Raw genomic sequence first — 17,559 nt, 5'->3', positions numbered from 1 at the left:
TCTCCCTCTCATCCGCGCCCGATATAGGGCATGTTGGTTGCCATCACCGTCAGCCATTGCACATTCGTCCCCTCGGGCAGATCGGCCATGTGATAGACGGCGCGCGCGACTTGCAGCGCGTCCATCACCGGCTCGACCCGGATCGAGCCATCGGCCTGCGGCACGCCCTTGGTCATCGCCTGCGCCATATCGGTCAGCGCATTGCCGATGTCCACCTGGCCGCAGGCAATGTTGAAGGGCCGCCCGTCCAGCGACAGCGTGCGCGTCAGCCCGGTGACGGCGTGCTTCGAAACCGTATAGGGCACCGAGCCGGGACGCGGCACATCCGCCGAGACCGAGCCGTTGTTGATGATGCGCCCGCCCATCGGGTCCTGCCGGCGCATCTGGCGAAACGCCGCGCGGGCACAAAGGAACATGCCCGAGATGTTCACATCCGTCACCGCGCGCCATTCGTCATAGCTGATATCGTCGATCAGCCGCGACATCAGCACCGCGCCGGCATTGTTGAACAGCACGTCAAGCCGCCCCCAGGTCTGGGCCGCCTTGGCGAAGGCCGCGTCGACCGCCGCCTCGTCGGTCACATCACAGGGCAGGACCAGCGCGTTCGGATCGCCGCCGGCGGTCTCGGCCAGGGCATCGGCGCGGCGGCCGATCAGCCCGACCCGCCAGCCATTCTCCAGGAAATGGCGCGCCGTGATACGGCCCACGCCGCTGCCGCCGCCCGTGATCAGGATGTTCCTCATGCCCTCTCCTTTGCTGTCAGGCATCAATGGTTGTCGCGCGGCAGGGTCCGGCGCGTCTTTTGATAGGCGGTGGCCAGTTCCAGGCAACCGCCCTGCGCAAGCTGCCCCACCTCTTTGCGATAGATTTCTTCCCAGGGGGTCTGGCATTCCAGCGCGGGGGGCGTCCAGGCGTCGCGGCGCGCCCGCCATTCGGCGTCGTCGACCAGCGCGTTCAGGGTGCCCGCGTTCAGGTCCAGCCGCACCCGGTCGCCGGTTCGCAGATAGGCAAGCCCGCCCCCCACCACCGATTCGGGACTGGCGTTCAGGATCGAGGGGCTTTCCGAGGTGCCCGACTGCCGCCCGTCGCCCACCGTGGGCAGGTGGTTGATCCCCGCCCGCAACAGCGCGTCGGGGGGCTGCATGTTCACCACCTCGGCACTGCCCGGATAGCCGACGCAGCCCACGCCGCGAATGAACAGGATGCAGTCCTCGTCGATGGCCAGCTCAGAGTCGTTGATCCGGGCGTGGTAATCCTCGGGGCCTTCGAAGACGATCGCGCGGGCCTCGTGGACGCCCTCGGCACCGGGATGGGACAGGAAACGGCGCCGGAAATCCGGCGAGATCACGCTGGTCTTCATCAGCGCCGAATCGAACAGGTTGCCCGACAGCACGATGAAGCCCGCATTGGCGCGCAGCGGATCGTCATAGGGCCGGATCACCGTCAGGTCGCGGCTTTCCCAGCCGAGCAGGTTCTGGCCCATGGTCGCGCCGGTGACGGTCATGCAGCCCTCATGCAGGCGGCCGGCCTTTTTCAGCTCGCCCATCACCGCGGGCACGCCGCCCGCGTGAAAGAAGCTTTCGCCCAGATATTCGCCTGCGGGCTGCATGTTCACCAGAAGCGGCACGTCATAGCCGACCTTCTGCCAGTCGGTCACGTCAAGTTCCACCCCCATATGCCGCGCCACCGCCTGAAGATGCGGCGGCGCATTGGTCGAGCCGCCGATGGCCGCATTGACCACGATGGCGTTCTCGAAGGCCGCGCGGGTCATGATGTCGCTGGGCTTCAGATCGTCATAGACCATGTCCACGATGCGCTTGCCGCTAAGATACGCCATGTTCATCCGTTCGCGGAAGGGCGCGGGAATGGCCGAGCAGCCGGTCAGCGACATGCCCAACGCCTCGGCCATGGCATTCATGGTGCTGGCGGTGCCCATGGTGTTGCAATGGCCAAGGCTGGGCGCGCTGGCACAGACGCGGGACATGAACTCCTCATAGTCGATCTTGCCTTCCGACAGCAGGCGGCGGCTTTCCCAGACCACGGTGCCCGAGCCGGCGCGCCTGCCCTTCCACCAGCCGTCCAGCATCGGCCCGCCGTTCAGCGTGATCGCCGGAATGTCCACCGTGGCCGCGCCCATCAGCATGGCGGGGGTGGTCTTGTCGCAGCCGGTGGTCAGCACCACCCCGTCCAGCGGATAGCCGTGCAGAACCTCGACCAGGCCCAGATAGGCCAGGTTGCGGTCCAGCGCGGCGGTAGGGCGCTTGCCGGTTTCCTGGATCGGATGGACGGGAAACTCCATCGGGATGCCGCCGCCGTCGCGGATGCCCGCCTTGATGCGGTCCATCAGAAAGACATGGATCTTGTTGCAGGGCGACAGATCGCTGCCGGTCTGCGCGATGCCGATGATCGGGCGGGCGGATTGCAGTTCCTCGCGGGTGTATTCCTGGTTCAGGTAGCGTTCGACGTAAAGCGCGGTCATGCCTGGATTGTTCGGGTTGTCGAACCATTCCTGAGACCGGAAACGCTTGTTCGCGCGGGTGTTTCCCATGACGTGATCCCCTCTCCTGGCATCCTTTGGTCGGCTGGGTCGGGAATTTGGTATACCGGATTTCTCGATTGGGAAAGGGGGCTGCTTGCGCCGCGCGAATTTTGGTATACCGTTCCAGCAGGTTTGGAGGGGGGGCCGCAATGGCAAGATATTCGGGCATCTGGCCTGTCGCGCCGGTTGCGTTTCACGACGGCGGCGCCGTGGATGACGAAGGCAACCGCCGCATCCTGGACTGCATGGTCGATCAGGGCGTCGACGGCATCTGCATCCTGGCGAATTTCTCGGAGCAGTTCCTGATCTCGGACGCGGAACGCGAGGCGCTGACGCGGCTGTCGCTGGAGCATGTGGCCGGCCGCGTGCCGGTGATCGTCACGATCAGCCATTACTCGACGCCGCTGGTGGTCCAGCGCGCACGGCTGGCCAAGGATCTGGGCGCGGCCATGGTGATGCTGATGCCGCCCTATCACGGCGCGCTGCTGAAGGGCACGGCCGAGCAGACATTCGAGCAGTTCGCCGAAGCCTCGAAGGTCGGGATCCCGATCATGGTCCAGGACGCGCCCCTGTCGGGCGTGGACCTGCCGGTGCCGCTTCTGGTCCGCATGGCACGGGAAATCGAGCAGGTGAAGCTGTTCAAGATCGAATGCCCTCAGGCCGCGGCGAAACTGCGCGCGCTGATCGCGGCGGGGGGCGATGCCATCGAAGGCCCGTTCGACGGCGAAGAGGCGATCACGCTTCTGGCCGATCTGGACGCGGGCGCGACGGGCAGCATGACCAGCGCGATGATCCCCGACCAGATCAAGCCCGTGCTGACCCATTGGGCGGCGGGCGACCGGGCGGCGGCGACGGCGGCCTATGCCCGGATCCTGCCCGCCGTGAACCACGAGAACCGGCAATGCGGCTTCCGTTCGGCCAAGGCGGTGATGAAAGAAGGCGGCGTCATCCGTTCCGACTTCAGCCGCCATCCGATTCCGGCGCTGCACCCGGCGACGCGGGCGATGCTTCTGGACCTTGTGCGCCCTCTGGAGCCGGTGGCGCTGAATTGGGGGAAATGATGGCATTCGCGAACCTGCCCGCGACCGGGCTTTTCGTCGGCCGCGTCTGGCGCCCCGGCATCGGGCCTTGCCTTGTCGTCCGGCGCGACGGGGGGCTTTTCGACATCACCACCCGCGCCGTGCCGACCATGCGCGACCTGATCGAACTGGACGACCCGGCGGCGCATGTGGCGGCCATACCGGGCGAGGCGGTCGGCGATTTCACCCTGCTGGCGCCGCCCGACCTGCAAGCGATCAAGGCCAGCGGCGTGACCTTCGCCGCCTCGATGGTCGAGCGCGTGATCGAAGAGCAGGCCGCTGGCGATCCCGATGCCGCCGAGGCGATCCGCGCCCGCATCGGTGCGGCCATCGGCGCCAGTCTGCGCGGCATCAGGCCCGGCTCGCCCGAGGCCGCCCGCGTCAAGGAGACGCTGCTGACCGAGGGCCTTTGGTCGCAATATCTTGAGGTGGGCATCGGCCCCGATGCCGAGATCTTCACCAAGTGCCAGCCCATGGCCGCCGTCGGTCATGGCGCCGATGTGGGCCTGCACCCGATCAGCCGCTGGAACAACCCCGAGCCCGAGATCGTGCTGGCCGTGGACAGCCGGGGCCGGATCAAGGGCGCCACCCTGGGCAATGACGTGAACCTGCGCGATGTCGAGGGGCGCTCGGCGCTGCTGCTGGGCAAGGCCAAGGACAACAACGCCTCATGCGCCATCGGGCCGATGATCCGGCTGTTCGATGCGGGCTACGGCCTGGACGACGTGCGCCGGGCCGAACTGACCCTGCGCGTCGAGGGGCAGGACGGTTTCGTGCTGGACGGCGCCAGTTCCATGTCCCAGATCAGCCGCGATCCGGCGGATCTGGTCGGCCAGATGATAGGCCGGCACCACCAATACCCGGACGGGGTCCTGCTGTTTCTGGGCACTCTCTTCGCCCCGACCAAGGACCGCGGCGCGCCGGGCCAGGGTTTTACCCACAAGCCGGGCGACCGCGTGATCATCAGTGAGCCGCATCTGGGCGTGCTGGAAAACACCGTGCGGCTTTCGACCGAATGCCCGGAATGGCGCTTCGGCACCTCGGCCCTGATGCGCAATCTGGCGGGGCGCGGGCTGATCGAGCCTCTGGCGCCGCCGGATGGAACAATGTATACATAAAGCATCGGAGCGAAGGAGGAAGGTTCGGACATGAAGCTGTTGATCATCGGCGCTGCGGGCATGGTGGGCCGCAGGCTGGCGCTATCCATCCTGCGGGACGGCGCCCTTGGCGGGAAGCCTGTGGATGCACTGACCGCCTTCGACGTGGTGAAGGCCGGGCTGGACACGACCAGGGGCGTGAGGGTCACCGAGATCGCGGGCGACATCTCTGATCGCGCGACGGTCGAAAGCCTGGTGGCGGACCGGCCCGACGTGATCTTTCACCTCGCCGCCATCGTCTCGGGCGAGGCCGAAGCCGATTTCGACAAGGGTTATGCCATCAACCTGGACGGCACCCGCCACCTGTTCGAGGCGATCCGGGCGCAGGGCGCGGATTATCATCCGCGCGTGGTCTATACCTCGTCCATCGCCGTCTTCGGCGCCCCGTTCGAGGACAAGATCACCGACACCTTCATCACCGCGCCGATGACCAGCTACGGCGCGCAGAAGATGATCGGCGAACTGCTGCTGAACGACTATTCGCGCAAGGGCTTCCTCGACGGCGTGGGCATCCGCCTGCCGACCATCGTGGTCAGGCCCGGCAAACCGAACAAGGCCGCTTCCGGCTTCTTCTCGGGGATCATCCGCGAACCGCTGGCCGGCCTCGACGCCGTGCTTCCGGTTGACGACGACGTGCGCCACTGGGTCGCCAGCCCCGACGCGGCGGTGGGCTTCCTGCTGCACGCAGCGACCATGGAAACCGGCCAGCTTGGCGTGCGGCGCTGCCTGACCATGCCGGGGCTGTGCGTCAGCATCACCGACATGATCGAGGCGCTGCGCGCGGTGGCGGGCGATGCCGCCGTCGCCCGCATCAGGCGCGAACCCGACCAGACCATCCGCACCATTGTCGCGGGCTGGCCGCAGGATTTCGCGCCCGAGCGCGCACTGGCGGCGGGCTTCGCCGCGGACCCGGATTTCCAGTCGATCATCCGCGCCCATATCCGCGACAGCGAAGATGCGGCCGCGTGATCCGGTTCCCCCCAGACGCCAGCGCGCGGCGCGTCCCGCCCCAAGCCTGCATGGCCTGGCCGAGATGCCCGCGCGCGACCGCGCCTATCACGACCTGCGCTACCGCATCCTGACCGGGCGGCTTGCGCCCGGCACCACGCTGCTGGAAACCGAGCTTGCCGGGCTTCTGTCCCTGTCCCGCACCCCCGTCCGCGAGGCCGTGATCAAGCTGGAGGAAGAGGGCCTGGTCGAGGTTCGTCCCCGTCATGGCGTCACCGTCAAGCCGCTGTCCTTGCAGGATTTCGGCAATATCCTGGACGTGTTCTCGGCGCTTGAGGTGCGTGCCGTGGAACTGGCCGCCGCGCGCGGCATCCCCCAGGCCGAGATTCCCGCGCTGATCCGCATGCCCGATGAGATGGAGGCCGCGACGGCGGCGGGCGACATCGCCCGTTGGTCGGACCTGGACGACGAATTCCACTCTCGCATCGTCCTGCATTGCGGCAATAGCCGCTTGCAGGATGCGATCAGCGCCTTCTGGGGCCAGCAATATCGCGCCCGCATGATGATCCTGCCGCTGCGCCCCCTGCCCGTGGATTCCGATCGCGAGCATCGCGGCATCCTTGAGGCGGTGCTTGCGGGGGATCGGCATCTGGCCCGGATACGCCACACCGCCCATCGCGACCGCGCCGATGCGCAGCAGCTGGAATTGCTGGCCCGGTCATTGGGCCATGGCGGCCTGGTCTAGGCGACCCGGCCGAGGCGCCTTGGAGGAGGGGCAGAGATGAACCAGATCGATCTGAACGGCCGCCTGGCCGTGGTCACCGGCGGCGCGCAGGGCCTTGGCCTCGCCATCGCGAAACGCTTCGTGGAAAGCGGCGCGCGGGTCGTCATCTGGGACCGCGACGGCGATGGGGCGGCCAGGGCGGCGGCCTCGCTGGGCGACGCGGCCCGCAGCCGCGCGGTCGAACTGGCCGACGATGCCCAGATCAGGCAGGCGGCCGATGCGGCCGGGCCGGTCGATATCCTGGTCAACAATGCCGGCATCACCGGCGGCAATGGCAAGACCTGGGATCTGGACCCCGCCACCTGGCGCGAGGTCATCGAGGTCAATCTGAACGCGCCCTATGTGATCTGCCGCGCGCTGGTGCCGGGCATGATCGCGCGCGGCTATGGCCGCATCATCAACGTGGCCTCAATCGCGGCCAAGGAAGGCAATCCCAATGCGGCGCATTACTCGGCGTCCAAGGCCGGGTTGATCGCGCTGACGAAATCGCTGGGCAAGGAACTGGCCGGGACCGGCGTGCTGGTCAATGCGATCACTCCGGCGGCGGCGCGCACGCCAATCTTCGACCAGATGTCCCAGGAGCATATCGACTATATGCTGGCCAAGATCCCGATGAACCGCTTCCTGGAACCCGCCGAGGCGGCGGCGCTGGTCGCGTGGCTGGCCTCCGAGGACTGCGCCTTCTCGACCGGGGCGGTCTTCGACATTTCGGGCGGACGGGCAACCTATTGACGGGAAAAGGGCGGCCCTGCGGGACCGCCCGGCTGCGGGTCACCGACCGGGATCAGGCGGTCTTGGCGCGCTGCGCCACGGTCGCCTGTGCCCACCAAAGCAATTCGTCCAGCATGGCGTTCAGCGAGGAGATCAAGTTCGCCTGAACCTCGGCCATCTCGCCATTCCCGCCCAGAGGCGAGACCTTGAAGAAATCGCCGCCCCCCAGATGCACCGCATTTCGCAGGGGCACCATCTGCAATTCGACCGCGATGCCGCGCAGATGCTCGATGGCGCGGGCGGCGCCCACGCCGCCATAGCCCATGGCCGCCGCCGGCTTGCGGTTCCATTCCTTGTAGGCCTGGTCCAGCGCGTTTTTCAGCGCGCCGGTGATCGAGTGGTTGTATTCGGCGGTCAGGAAGATATAGCCGTCGAACTCGGCCAGCTTCTGCTGCCATTTCACCGCGCGCGGATCCGAGGACGGCATCCACAGGTTCGAGGCGGCCTCATTGAACAGCGGCAGGTCGTAATCGCGCAGGTCGACCAGTTCAAAGCGCATGTCGTCGCGCTTTTGCGCGTTTTCCAGCAGCCAGGCGGCGGGCTTGTCGGCGAAGCGCGTGGCGCGGGTCGAGCCGATGATGATGGCGATATTCGGTTTGGTCATGATTGCATCCTTGATCCGGCCGCCCATGGCCGGGCGGGAAATGCTTGTGCCATCAATCTGGCGGCTATGCCGGTTTCAAGCAAGGCGGCCAGAGCGGAAAGCGGTGTTCGAATTCTGGAAACAGAAACGTTGAGCCGGGATGCATGCCGGCCATTGCCGAGATGCGATGCGCCTTCTGACATGCCGCGTCGGTCATCGCCGCCTTTGCGACACTGGCCCCGGACGGCAGGTCATGCGTCGCTCTGGCGAATACGCCCTTGGCGCCCCACCGCTTCCATCCGCCATGAAGGGTCTTGGGCGGGCCATATTCCCGACGCGCATCGCGCCAGCCCCTCCCATCGCGAAAGAGCGTGGCCGATCGCATCCGCCAGATCGCCGCCGCCCGGCCACGAAAGGGCGACCACCGGCAGGCTCCGTCGACCCATCCGACAAGCGTGGACCGGGCAAGATCGACGCCGTGTCGGACAAATATCTGCGACCGCAGATAAAGTGGCGTGCGGTCGCAATATTTGCTGACCAGCATCCTGTGCGGGCAGCGCCGGGGGCAAGACCAAGGCGGCGCCGAAAAGCATCGCAACCAGGAAAAGGCGCATCATCCTTGGCGCTTTCGCGCGGCCCCTTTCCTGAGACCGGCATCTTCCTTTTGAGAGGTGGCACGCCGCGACGCTCGCCCGCCGCCCAAGGGCGGTTTCAGAGCTTGCCCTTTCCAGGCACAGCCGGGACGCCGGGATCCTACCCGCGATGCGCGCCCTGGGCCAGAGAGGCCACGAAACCCAGCACCTCGGGCACCGGGCGGCTTTCGCCGATCAGCTTGACGATGGCGCTGCCGACGACGCAGCCGTCCGCGACGCCGGCCACCGCCTGCGCGGCCTCGGGGGTGGAAATGCCGAAGCCCACCACCACCGGCAGCTTCGCGGCGGCGCGGATGCGGGCGACCTCGGGGGCGACCTCGGCGGCATTGGCGGCGGGGCCGCCGGTGATGCCCGTGACGCTGACGTAATAGACGAAGCCGCTGGTGTTTTTCGCCACGGCCGGCAGGCGGCGATCATCGGTGGTGGGGGTCGCCAGGCGGATGAAGTTCAGACCGGCCGCCTGCGCGGGCAGGCAAAGTTCGGCGTCTTCTTCGGGCGGCAGGTCTACGACGATCAGCCCGTCCACGCCCGCCTGCGATGCCTCGGCCAGGAAGCGGTCCACGCCGCCCTCGCGGGCATAGATCGGGTTGTAATAGCCCATCAGCACGATGGGGGTGGCGGCATCGCCTTCGCGGAAGGCGCGCACCATCTCAAGCACGCGGGTCACGGTGCCGCCGGAGGCCAGGGCGCGCTGGCCCGCCGCCTGGATGGTCGGGCCGTCGGCCATCGGGTCGGTAAAGGGCATGCCCAGTTCGATGATGTCCACGCCCGCGCCCGGCAATCCGCGCATGATCGCCAGCGATGTGTCGTAATCGGGGTCACAGCCCATCATATAGGCGACGAAAGCCTTGCCGCCGGTTTCCGACAGCCGCGCGAAAGTGTCGTCAATTCTGCTCATGGCCCTGCCCCCAGATATTCCGCCAAGCCCTAGCCCGCGCTTGGGCCAAGATCAACGGCCTGGCACTGGACTTGCGCGTCACCGACCCATAATAAGCGCGAAAACCGGGGCAAAGGGGTGCATCATGGGCTTTCGCATGGGGATCGTCGGCCTGCCGAACGTGGGCAAATCGACGCTGTTCAACGCGCTGACGAAAACCGCCGCCGCGCAGGCCGCGAATTTTCCCTTCTGCACCATCGAGCCGAACGTGGGAGAGGTCGCCGTGCCCGACCCTCGCCTGGACAAGCTGGCCGAGATCGCGGGCAGCAAGCAGATCATCCCGACCCGCATCACCTTCGTCGACATCGCCGGCCTGGTGAAGGGCGCCAGCAAGGGCGAGGGCTTGGGCAACCAGTTCCTGGCCAATATCCGCGAGGTCGATGCCATCGCCCATGTCCTGCGCTGCTTCGAGGATGGCGACGTTACCCATGTCGAGGGCCGCGTCGATCCCATCGCCGATGCCGAGACCATCGAGACCGAGTTGATGATCGCCGATCTGGAATCGATCGAGCGGCGACTGGCGGGTATCGCCCGCAAGCTGAAGGGCGGCGACAAAGAGGCCGTGGCCCAGGAACGTCTTCTGAAGGCCGCCCAGGCCGCGCTTGGGGACGGCAAGCCCGCCCGCACGGTGCCGGTCGATGACGAGGACCGGAAGGCGTGGGGCATGCTGCAACTGCTGACCGCCAAGCCCGTGCTTTTCGTGTGCAATGTCGAAGAGGACAAGGCCGCCACCGGCAACAGCCAGTCCCAGCGCGTAGCCGAGATGGCCCGTGCCCAGGGCGCAGGCCATGTGGTGATCTCGGCCAGGATCGAGGAAGAGATCAGCCAGCTTCCCGCCGACGAAGCCGAAATGTTCCTGGGCGAGATGGGCCTTTCCGAGGCCGGGCTGGACCGCCTGATCCGTGCGGGCTATGCCCTGCTGGGCCTGGAGACCTATTTCACCGTCGGCCCCAAGGAAGCCCGCGCCTGGACCATCCACCAAGGCACGCCGGCGCCGGCGGCGGCGGGCGTGATCCATGGCGATTTCGAACGCGGTTTCATCCGCGCCGAGACGGTCGCATATGACGATTACGTCACCTATAAGGGCGAGGCCGGCGCGCGCGAGGCCGGCAAGTTCCGCGTCGAAGGCAAGACCTATATCGTCAAGGACGGCGACGTGCTGCATTTCCTGTTCAACGCTTAAGGGCTTTTGAAAGGGTGCTCCGGCGGAGCCCCCTCTCGCTTCGGTGATGTCCGGCGCGAAATGGGCGTTTCCGACCGAACGCCGCATCAGCAGCACCGCTTGGCCGAGCGCATCTTAAGCCGTATCAATCGCTTCCGCTTCATAGCCCCCGACTGCAAGAAACCCCGCCGCCCCCGCCATGGCGGGGAGCGCCGGGATGAACGCGCCATCTAGGCGCAATCCACCCTTGCCCGCACTTTCCACCCCGCGTCGTCCCGTCCCAGAAGCCAGGTCTTGCGGGGAATCACGCTTCCCGCGGCGGTGCGATAGCGGGCGATCTCGACCCGTGGGCCTTCGGCCGAGGGAAACAGCCGGGCCGGCACGTCCGTTCCGTCAGAGAAGCTTACCGTAATGTCGGCCTCGTCCGGCGGCAGTTTGTCGGGCAATCTTGCGCGGCATCCCGGATAGGCATGGCTGCTTTCAAGGAATATCCGTGTCATCCGCCTGTCCGAAAACCGCCTGTCCGGGATGGGCCGCGCTGGAACGGTGCTATCACGCATCGGCCTTGCGGCCAAGGATTGCGGCGACATGGGCGGTTCCGCTGGGGGACAGGCTGGCATAGAACCATCCCATCCCTTTCCGACGGAGCCACGGCATGTCCGACACCCCTTCCGCGCACGACTACGAAACCGGGCGTCTGAACCTGCCCTTCGTTGGCATCTCGACCTTCGGCAAGCGGCCCTATGTCGCCGACTGGTCGCGGATCAAGGCGGATGTCGCGGTGCTGGGCGCGCCCTTCGACTTTGGCACCCAGTTCCGCGCCGGCGCCCGCTTCGGGCCGCGCGCGGTGCGCGAGGCATCGACCCTGTTCAGCTTCGGCCATGCCGGCGCCTATGACCACGAGGACGACTGCACCTATCTGGGCGGCAACGTGCGCATCGTCGATATCGGCGATGCGGACATCGTTCATACCGACACCGCGAAAAGCCACGCCAATATCAGGACGGGCGTGACGGCGATCCTGGATGCCGGCGCCTTTCCGGTGGTGATCGGGGGCGACCATTCGGTCAACATCCCCTGCATCGAGGCATTCGAGGGCCGAGGCGATATCCATATCCTTCAGATCGACGCGCATCTGGATTTCGTGGATGAACGTCACGGCGTCCGCACCGGCCATGGCAGCCCGCTGCGCCGCGCGGCGGAAAAACCCTATGTCACCGGGCTGACCCAGGTGGGCATCCGCAATGTCAGCTCGACGGCGAAGGACGGCTATGAGGCGGCGCGGGCCATGGGCTCGGACATCCTGTCGGTGCGGCAGGCGCGGGCGCTGGGGCCGAAGGCCGTGATCGGACGGATCCCCAAGGGCGCTCGGGTCTATGTGACGCTGGATATCGACGGCTTCTGCCCCTCGATCGCGCCGGGAACCGGGACGCCCAGCCATGGCGGGTTTCTATATTACGAGGTGCTGGAGATGCTTCAGGAACTTGCCCGCCGCCACGAGGTCGTGGGCATCGACCTGGTCGAGGTCGCGCCCGACTATGATCATAGCGGCTCGACCGCGATCCTGGCGGCGCAGGTATTGCTGAACTTCCTGGGCTTCGTCTTCCATGAACGCAGCGCCGGCCGCCGCCCACCGTCCATTGATCCCAGCGCGCCGCCGGCTGATCGGCGGTAAACGGCTTGACCGAACGCAGGGACATTTCCAGGGCATGATCGCCGCCCATCGGGGTTCTTCACCCTCAGCACGGCCGCGCCAAGATACGGGTTCCATACGGTATCAAGATACCTTACTGAGACATCCCGGTTGCTTTGCGGCTCGAACACCTCGGCATAGCTGGCATAGGCCGCGTCGGCCATCCAATCATTGTCAAATATGTGCCGAAGCCCGGTCGCCAGCGCCGCATCGCCGACGGCATGGGAGGTCGGTATCTTCGGTCACGCCGCCCGAGGCGGCGCAGCCTATCGGGTCTCGTCGCTTGCCGCCTGCTGCACCGAGGCAAGCCGCGGCATGGCCGTGATGCCGACGCAAATGGCAAGCGCGCCGGCCTTGGCGGCACGGTCCCGCCATCCTGGATTTATGGAACTTCCCATGATCTCTGCCCCGCTTTTCGGGTTTTTTCCGACACGGGCGCATGCGTCAGGCATCTTCCGAATATTACAATTACAAAACAATAAGATATGCCAATCCTGGGACAGTCGCCGGATCAACCGCGCAGCGCGGCGGCGGGAGATTGCCGATAGGCATAGATCGCGGGCAGGACCGCGATCAGCGCGGCAAGGGCCAGCAGCAGGCTGGCAAATCCCAGGTCCGAGCCTTCCAGCGTCACCGGCAGCCCCATGCCGCTTTGCCGCGCGAATAGCGTCGACATGATGCGGGCGGCCAGATAGCCCAGCCCCACGCCCAACCCAACGCCCGCGCCGATCACCAGCAAAATCTCGCTCCAGACGATGCCGAACAGGGCCAGGCGCGGGGCGCCGAAGGCCCGCAGCGCGCCGATCTGGCGCTTGCGCTGCGACACATGCGCCATGGTGACCAGGATGACCGCCGCCGCCGCCAGCGCCTGGGTGCCCAACGCGATCACGCTCAGCGCCAGCCGCGCATCGCCCAGCGTCGAATAAAGCCGGGTCAGCACCTCGGCGGGAAAGACGGCCAGGGTCGACTCGGTCCGGTAGTCGCCCCGGATCTGATAGGCGTTGGCGATGGTCTTGGGCTTGACCAGAATGGCAGGAACGCCGGGGATATCCCTGGGCCAGGGCGGGCCGAGATGGTCCGGCCCATGCTCATGCCCGTCATGCGCCTGGTCATGGCCTTCGTCGTCATGGCCTTCGTCGTCATGATCATGGGTGGCGTGATCATGGGCGGCGTGATCGTGGTCATGCCCCCCGTCATGCCCCCCGTCATGGCCACCGCCCAGGCCATGGGCGCGCCAGACGCCTTCGATCGGCACCAGGATCGCGCGGTCCCAGGGCGTCGAACTGGGCGCCATGCGCCCGGTGATCCGATAAGAGATGTCGTGATGTTCGTCGGCCGCCTGTCCGGGCAGGCCGTGCATGGGCGTGATCTTGTCGCCGATGGCCAGGGCCACGCGGGCGCCGATCACCGCATCCCCAATCCCGCCGAAATTCGTCCCCTCCGCCAGGCCGAAACCGGATTTGGCGATGAATTCAGCGGTGGTACCGACGATCTGATGGTCGAAATAGGAATCGCCGAATCCCACCGGCGCGGCGAATTCCACGCGGGGATCCTCGGACAGGCGCTTCAGCACCTCGCCCGGCAGCAGCGTCAACGGCGAGGGTTGCAGGAAGATCGAGGACAGCACCAGCTGCGTCTCGCTGCCCGGCGCGCCGATCACCACGTCGAAACGGTCGGCGGCCCGCGCGCTGCCCAGGCGCAGGGCGCGCTCTTCGATGCGGACGGCCATGCCGAGGCCGGTCGCGCAGCCGATGATCAGGACGACGACCAGCACGCCGGCCCAAAGCCGCCGCAGATCGGCCAGGACGAAACGGATCATGCGGATTCCCCCTGGGTGTCGGCGACCAGCCGCCCGCCGCCAAGCGTGATGCGGCGCTGCAAGCGCCCCGAAAGCGCCTGGTCATGGGTGACGACGATCAGCGTTGCGCGATGCTCTTGCGCCAGCGCCACCAGCAGCGCACAGACCGCCGCGCCGCTGCCAGGATCCAGGCTGGCCGTCGGCTCGTCGGCGACGATGACGCCGGGGCCGGAAAGCAGGGCGCGGGCAATCGCCACGCGCTGCATCTCGCCGCGCGAGAAGGTCTCGATCCCGCGCGCGCCCGGCGTCAGGCCGACCCGTTCCAGCAGAGCCACGGCACGCTCGCGCAGTTGCGAAGGCAGGCGCAGATGGCGAAAGCGCGCCGGCAGCAGCACGTTCTCGACGGCGCTGAGGCCGGGGAACAGGTGGAAATCCTGCATCACCAGCCCGACATGGCGCGCGCGCCAGCGGTCGCGGCCAGATTCCGAAAGTCGGGCGATGTCCTGCCCTTGCCACAGCACGCAGCCCTCGGTCGGGCGTTCCAGCCCGGTGATGGCATTGATGAAGGTGCTTTTGCCCGCGCCCGACGGGCCGGTCACCGCAAGCGAGCTTCCCGCCGCGACCCGCAGCCGGGGCAGATCCAGCGCCGGTTCGGCAAGGTCGGGATAACGCAGGCGCAGACCGTCCAGCACAAGTTCCAGCATCAGGCGTTGCCGAATGTGGCGTCGCGCAGGCGCAACAGACTGACGAAGCCGGTCTCGGGATCGGTCCAGGAGCCATGCTCCAGCCGGCCGACGACCGTGATCATGCCGGTGCTGCGTTCGAACGTGCGCTTGCCCTTCAGATAGATCACCACGATGTCGTCGGGCCAGTCGGCATCGGACGAACAGAACGGGCAGATCGACATCGGCACCTTGCCCAGGACAAAGAAATCCGCCTCGGCCTTCAGCGGCGGCGCCATGAAGCCGGTGATGCGGATCTGCTGGCCTTCCAGTTCCAGCACCTTTTGCGAGAATTCCAGCCCCAGCACGCCGACCTTGCCGTAAAGCTCGTCGAAGGTCAGTTCGGGCAAAGCCGCGAAGGCCGGGCGGGCGGCGCAAAACCCAAGGCCAAGCGCGAGCAGGCGGCGGCGAGACAGCATGGCCGGGCTACTCGGACCAGCGGGCATCGCGCAGCCGGACCAGGCTGTTCACATCCCCGACCCGCAGCGGACCATGTTCCAGAATGCCGCGCACGCTGACCAGCCCTTGCGTGAAGGCGGCGGAATGGGCGGGAAAGACGAAGACGGCGCTGTCGGGCCAGTCATGGCCGCCGCCGCAATCCGAACAGGGCGCCACCGGGTCCTGTGTCAGCACCAGCACTCCGTCATCGTCATGGCCGGCATCATGCGCATCGCCATGGTGACGGACCGGGGCCAGATGGCCGCGCATCGTCACCTCTTGCCCGCTCAGTTCGGCAAGCCGGGCCGAGAACTCATGTCCCAGCACGCCGATCCTGGCGAAAAGCTCATCAAAAGCCAGAAAACTGTCTTTTTTGGCGGTCATACCTCATCCCCCCCTGATGGATATCCCGGCCCCATCGGGGCCGGGACAGAATAGGCTCATTTGGCCTGCGGCGCCAGCGCCAGCGCCTCGGCCAGCACGCGATACACGTCCGAATTCTCCATATAGCCGCGGAACTTCTCGGCCCCCGGACCCGAGGCTTGCAGCACCTCATCGTCGATGGAATGGGTGCCGGCATTGATGCTGGTGGGGATGTTGCCCACGCGCAGCACGGCGCCGGGAACGTCCTTGTAGATCTCGTTCGCGATGAACTTGCCATTCGCATCGGCCACGGCGGGCACGAAGGGACCGTCCAGCTTGGGCCGGAAGGTTTCGTAATAGTCCGGGAAATTACCCAGGAACATCATCAGCCGCTTCGAGACATCCATCCGGTCGGGGAAGCCGTCGCCATCCTCGTCGGTATAGTTGGTAAAGCCCGCATGCTGATAGGTGCCGACCTTCTCGCGCATCTCGTCGCCGGGCTTGTCGTCATCGACGGTGCCGGTGATCGACAGGCCATGCGTGTGATCGCCGACGAAGACGATCAGCGTGTCGGGGTTCTTTTCCTGGAATTCACGTGCCACGCCGATGGCCTGGTCCAGCGCGATCATGTCATAGATCGCCCGCTCCCAATCCAGCGCATGGGTCATCTTGTCGGTATGGCCGTCCTCGACCATCAGGAAGAAGCCGTCCTCGTCCTTGGACAGGATGTCCAGCGCCGCGCGGGTCATGTCGGCGACCAGCGGCTGGTCGGGGAACTTCTCGACCGTGCCTTTCTTGAGCTGCCGGATGTCCAGCGTGGTGTCCAGGTTGCCGGTGTTGAACAGGCCCAGCACCTTGCCGCCCGGCTTGTGATCGGCTGCGGCCTGCTGCAATTCGGTGGCGCTGGTGGCCAGGGCATAGCCCGCGTCCTTGAACGCGGCGATCATGTCCTTGTCGTCCTTGCGCTTGGAGCCAGGCGTCGATTGCGGCAGGAAATAGGCCGAACCGCCGCCGAACAGCAGGTCCGGCCCGACGGCCAGGTGCATCTCGGTGATCTCGGGCTTGTCGTCGCGCGAAACGGTATGGGACACCAGCGCCGCCGGCGTCGCGTCCTGGACCTCGGTATTGGTCACGATGCCCAGCGATTTCTTGGTGTGGCGGCGGATCGCCTCGCCCATGGTCTCGACCTTCGGATGGTCGAAATTGCTTTCCGCCCGGCTGCCATAGACGCCAAGCGCGTTCACCACCGACTTGTGGCCGGTCATGTAGGCGGCCATGGTATTGGCACTGTCATTATGGATCGAGTCCTGGCTGGATGTGCCGATGAAGGCCATGTATTGCAGGTCGTCGATCGCCAGGCGGCCATTGGCCTTGCCCTCGGTATTGCCCTTGGAGAGAATGCGCGCGGCGGTGCGATGCGCCACGGTCATGCCGTCGCCCAGGAAGAAGATGACATTCTTGGCCACGGCCGTGTCGGGCGTCGAGAAAACCTCCCAGCCGACCGTCTTGCCGGTATCGCCCAGCCTGGCCTCGACGGTATAATCGCCGGGTGCGGTGATGCTTACGTCGCGCAACAGCAGGGACGAGCCATTGCTGCCATCCTCGTTCTCGATGAATTCGGCCGTCCCGCCCAGCACCGTGTCATAGGGCTTGCCGTTGATCGTGACCGTGACATCCTCGGGCTTGGCGATGCCGGGCAGTTCCACCTTGAAGTCGAATTTCGATCCCGAAAGGATCGTGGCCCGGTCCAGCGGATAGATCGCCTGCGCCGAGACCAGGCCCGGCATCAAGGTGAATGCCGCAAAGGCGTAGCATAATTTCCTCATGTCCCCTCCTCCATGACAGCGGCTTCCGCGCTGTATGCGCAATGCTCAATTCTTGCGCGTAAGCACAGTTCTTGATGCCGTGATTTCGGTCAAGCATCAAACGCCA

18 protein-coding genes are annotated in these 17,559 nt (G+C 66.3%); 7 read left to right on the top strand and 11 right to left on the bottom strand.

Annotation, left to right across the window (positions count from 1 at the left end):
- Positions 1–8: 8 nt before the first annotated feature.
- Positions 9–743 (bottom strand): SDR family oxidoreductase, encoded by a 735-nt coding sequence (locus QM682_RS00800; protein ID WP_415126104.1) that lies wholly within the window; start codon positions 741–743, stop codon positions 9–11.
- Positions 744–766: 23 nt separating this feature from the next.
- Positions 767–2,548 carry an IlvD/Edd family dehydratase gene (locus tag QM682_RS00795; RefSeq protein WP_415126102.1) on the bottom strand — a complete coding sequence of 594 codons (1,782 nt, stop codon included), beginning with the start codon at positions 2,546–2,548 and terminating at the stop codon, positions 767–769.
- 140 nt (positions 2,549–2,688) lie between these two features.
- Between QM682_RS00795 and QM682_RS00790 the strand changes: the two genes are divergently transcribed.
- From QM682_RS00790 to QM682_RS00770, 5 genes are read left to right on the top strand one after another with little or no spacing between them, the layout of a single operon-like run.
- On the top strand, positions 2,689–3,600 hold the full coding sequence (locus QM682_RS00790) for a dihydrodipicolinate synthase family protein (protein WP_415126100.1): 912 nt from the start codon (positions 2,689–2,691) through the stop codon (positions 3,598–3,600).
- Complete coding sequence (locus QM682_RS00785) at positions 3,600–4,736, top strand: fumarylacetoacetate hydrolase family protein (RefSeq protein WP_415126098.1); 1,137 nt, start codon at positions 3,600–3,602, stop codon at positions 4,734–4,736. The genes QM682_RS00790 and QM682_RS00785 overlap by 1 nt, the downstream gene beginning before the upstream one ends.
- 30 nt (positions 4,737–4,766) lie before the next feature.
- Complete coding sequence (gene denD, locus QM682_RS00780) at positions 4,767–5,744, top strand: D-erythronate dehydrogenase (RefSeq protein ID WP_415126096.1); 978 nt, start codon at positions 4,767–4,769, stop codon at positions 5,742–5,744.
- A complete protein-coding gene (locus QM682_RS00775) occupies positions 5,731–6,468 on the top strand; it encodes a GntR family transcriptional regulator (protein WP_415126094.1) in 738 nt (245 codons plus the stop codon). The genes denD and QM682_RS00775 overlap by 14 nt, the downstream gene beginning before the upstream one ends.
- Before the next feature lie 36 nt (positions 6,469–6,504).
- Positions 6,505–7,239, top strand: a complete 735-nt coding sequence (locus tag QM682_RS00770; protein ID WP_415126092.1) for an SDR family oxidoreductase — start codon at positions 6,505–6,507, stop codon at positions 7,237–7,239.
- A 52-nt stretch (positions 7,240–7,291) separates the two neighbouring features.
- Here QM682_RS00770 and QM682_RS00765 read toward each other — a convergent pair whose 3' ends face one another.
- The 3 genes from QM682_RS00765 to trpA form a co-directional block, all read right to left on the bottom strand.
- On the bottom strand, positions 7,292–7,885 hold the full coding sequence (locus QM682_RS00765) for an NADPH-dependent FMN reductase (protein WP_415126527.1): 594 nt from the start codon (positions 7,883–7,885) through the stop codon (positions 7,292–7,294).
- Between the two features lie 61 nt (positions 7,886–7,946).
- A complete protein-coding gene (locus QM682_RS00760; protein ID WP_415126090.1) occupies positions 7,947–8,405 on the bottom strand; it encodes an IS66 family transposase in 459 nt (152 codons plus the stop codon).
- A gap of 209 nt (positions 8,406–8,614) precedes the next feature.
- Positions 8,615–9,412: a tryptophan synthase subunit alpha gene (trpA, locus tag QM682_RS00755; RefSeq protein WP_415126088.1), complete on the bottom strand. Its 798-nt coding sequence runs from the start codon at positions 9,410–9,412 to the stop codon at positions 8,615–8,617.
- Between the two features lie 124 nt (positions 9,413–9,536).
- On the opposite strand from trpA, the gene ychF reads away from it, so the two are divergent.
- Positions 9,537–10,634 carry a redox-regulated ATPase YchF gene (gene ychF, locus QM682_RS00750; RefSeq protein WP_415126086.1) on the top strand — a complete coding sequence of 366 codons (1,098 nt, stop codon included), beginning with the start codon at positions 9,537–9,539 and terminating at the stop codon, positions 10,632–10,634.
- A 209-nt stretch (positions 10,635–10,843) separates the two neighbouring features.
- Here ychF and QM682_RS00745 read toward each other — a convergent pair whose 3' ends face one another.
- Positions 10,844–11,113 (bottom strand): hypothetical protein, encoded by a 270-nt coding sequence (locus tag QM682_RS00745; protein WP_415126084.1) that lies wholly within the window; start codon positions 11,111–11,113, stop codon positions 10,844–10,846.
- A 155-nt stretch (positions 11,114–11,268) separates the two neighbouring features.
- Here QM682_RS00745 and speB point away from each other — a divergent pair, with 155 nt between their 5' ends.
- Complete coding sequence (gene speB, locus QM682_RS00740) at positions 11,269–12,288, top strand: agmatinase (protein WP_415126082.1); 1,020 nt, start codon at positions 11,269–11,271, stop codon at positions 12,286–12,288.
- Positions 12,289–12,817: 529 nt separating this feature from the next.
- Here the strand turns inward: speB and QM682_RS00735 are convergent.
- From QM682_RS00735 to QM682_RS00715, 5 genes are read right to left on the bottom strand one after another with little or no spacing between them, the layout of a single operon-like run.
- Entirely contained in the window at positions 12,818–14,125 is a 1,308-nt protein-coding gene (locus QM682_RS00735; protein ID WP_415126080.1) for an ABC transporter permease, read from the bottom strand.
- Positions 14,122–14,808 carry an ABC transporter ATP-binding protein gene (locus QM682_RS00730; RefSeq protein ID WP_415126078.1) on the bottom strand — a complete coding sequence of 229 codons (687 nt, stop codon included), beginning with the start codon at positions 14,806–14,808 and terminating at the stop codon, positions 14,122–14,124. Before QM682_RS00730 ends, QM682_RS00735 begins: the two co-directional genes overlap by 4 nt.
- Positions 14,808–15,245: a hypothetical protein gene (locus tag QM682_RS00725; RefSeq protein ID WP_415126076.1), complete on the bottom strand. Its 438-nt coding sequence runs from the start codon at positions 15,243–15,245 to the stop codon at positions 14,808–14,810. The genes QM682_RS00730 and QM682_RS00725 overlap by 1 nt, the downstream gene beginning before the upstream one ends.
- Before the next feature lie 7 nt (positions 15,246–15,252).
- Entirely contained in the window at positions 15,253–15,648 is a 396-nt protein-coding gene (locus QM682_RS00720) for a hypothetical protein (RefSeq protein WP_415126074.1), read from the bottom strand.
- A gap of 56 nt (positions 15,649–15,704) precedes the next feature.
- The gene (locus QM682_RS00715; RefSeq protein WP_415126072.1) at positions 15,705–17,453 is read right to left on the bottom strand and encodes an alkaline phosphatase; all 1,749 of its coding nucleotides are present in this window, start codon (positions 17,451–17,453) and stop codon (positions 15,705–15,707) included.
- Positions 17,454–17,559 lie beyond the last annotated feature (106 nt).

It is taken from the genome of Paracoccus sp. (in: a-proteobacteria) (genome assembly GCF_047605025.1).
Classification (GTDB): domain Bacteria; phylum Pseudomonadota; class Alphaproteobacteria; order Rhodobacterales; family Rhodobacteraceae; genus Paracoccus.
The sequence above is the reverse complement of the archived record's forward strand: the minus strand, read 5'-3'. Positions and strand labels throughout refer to the sequence as shown.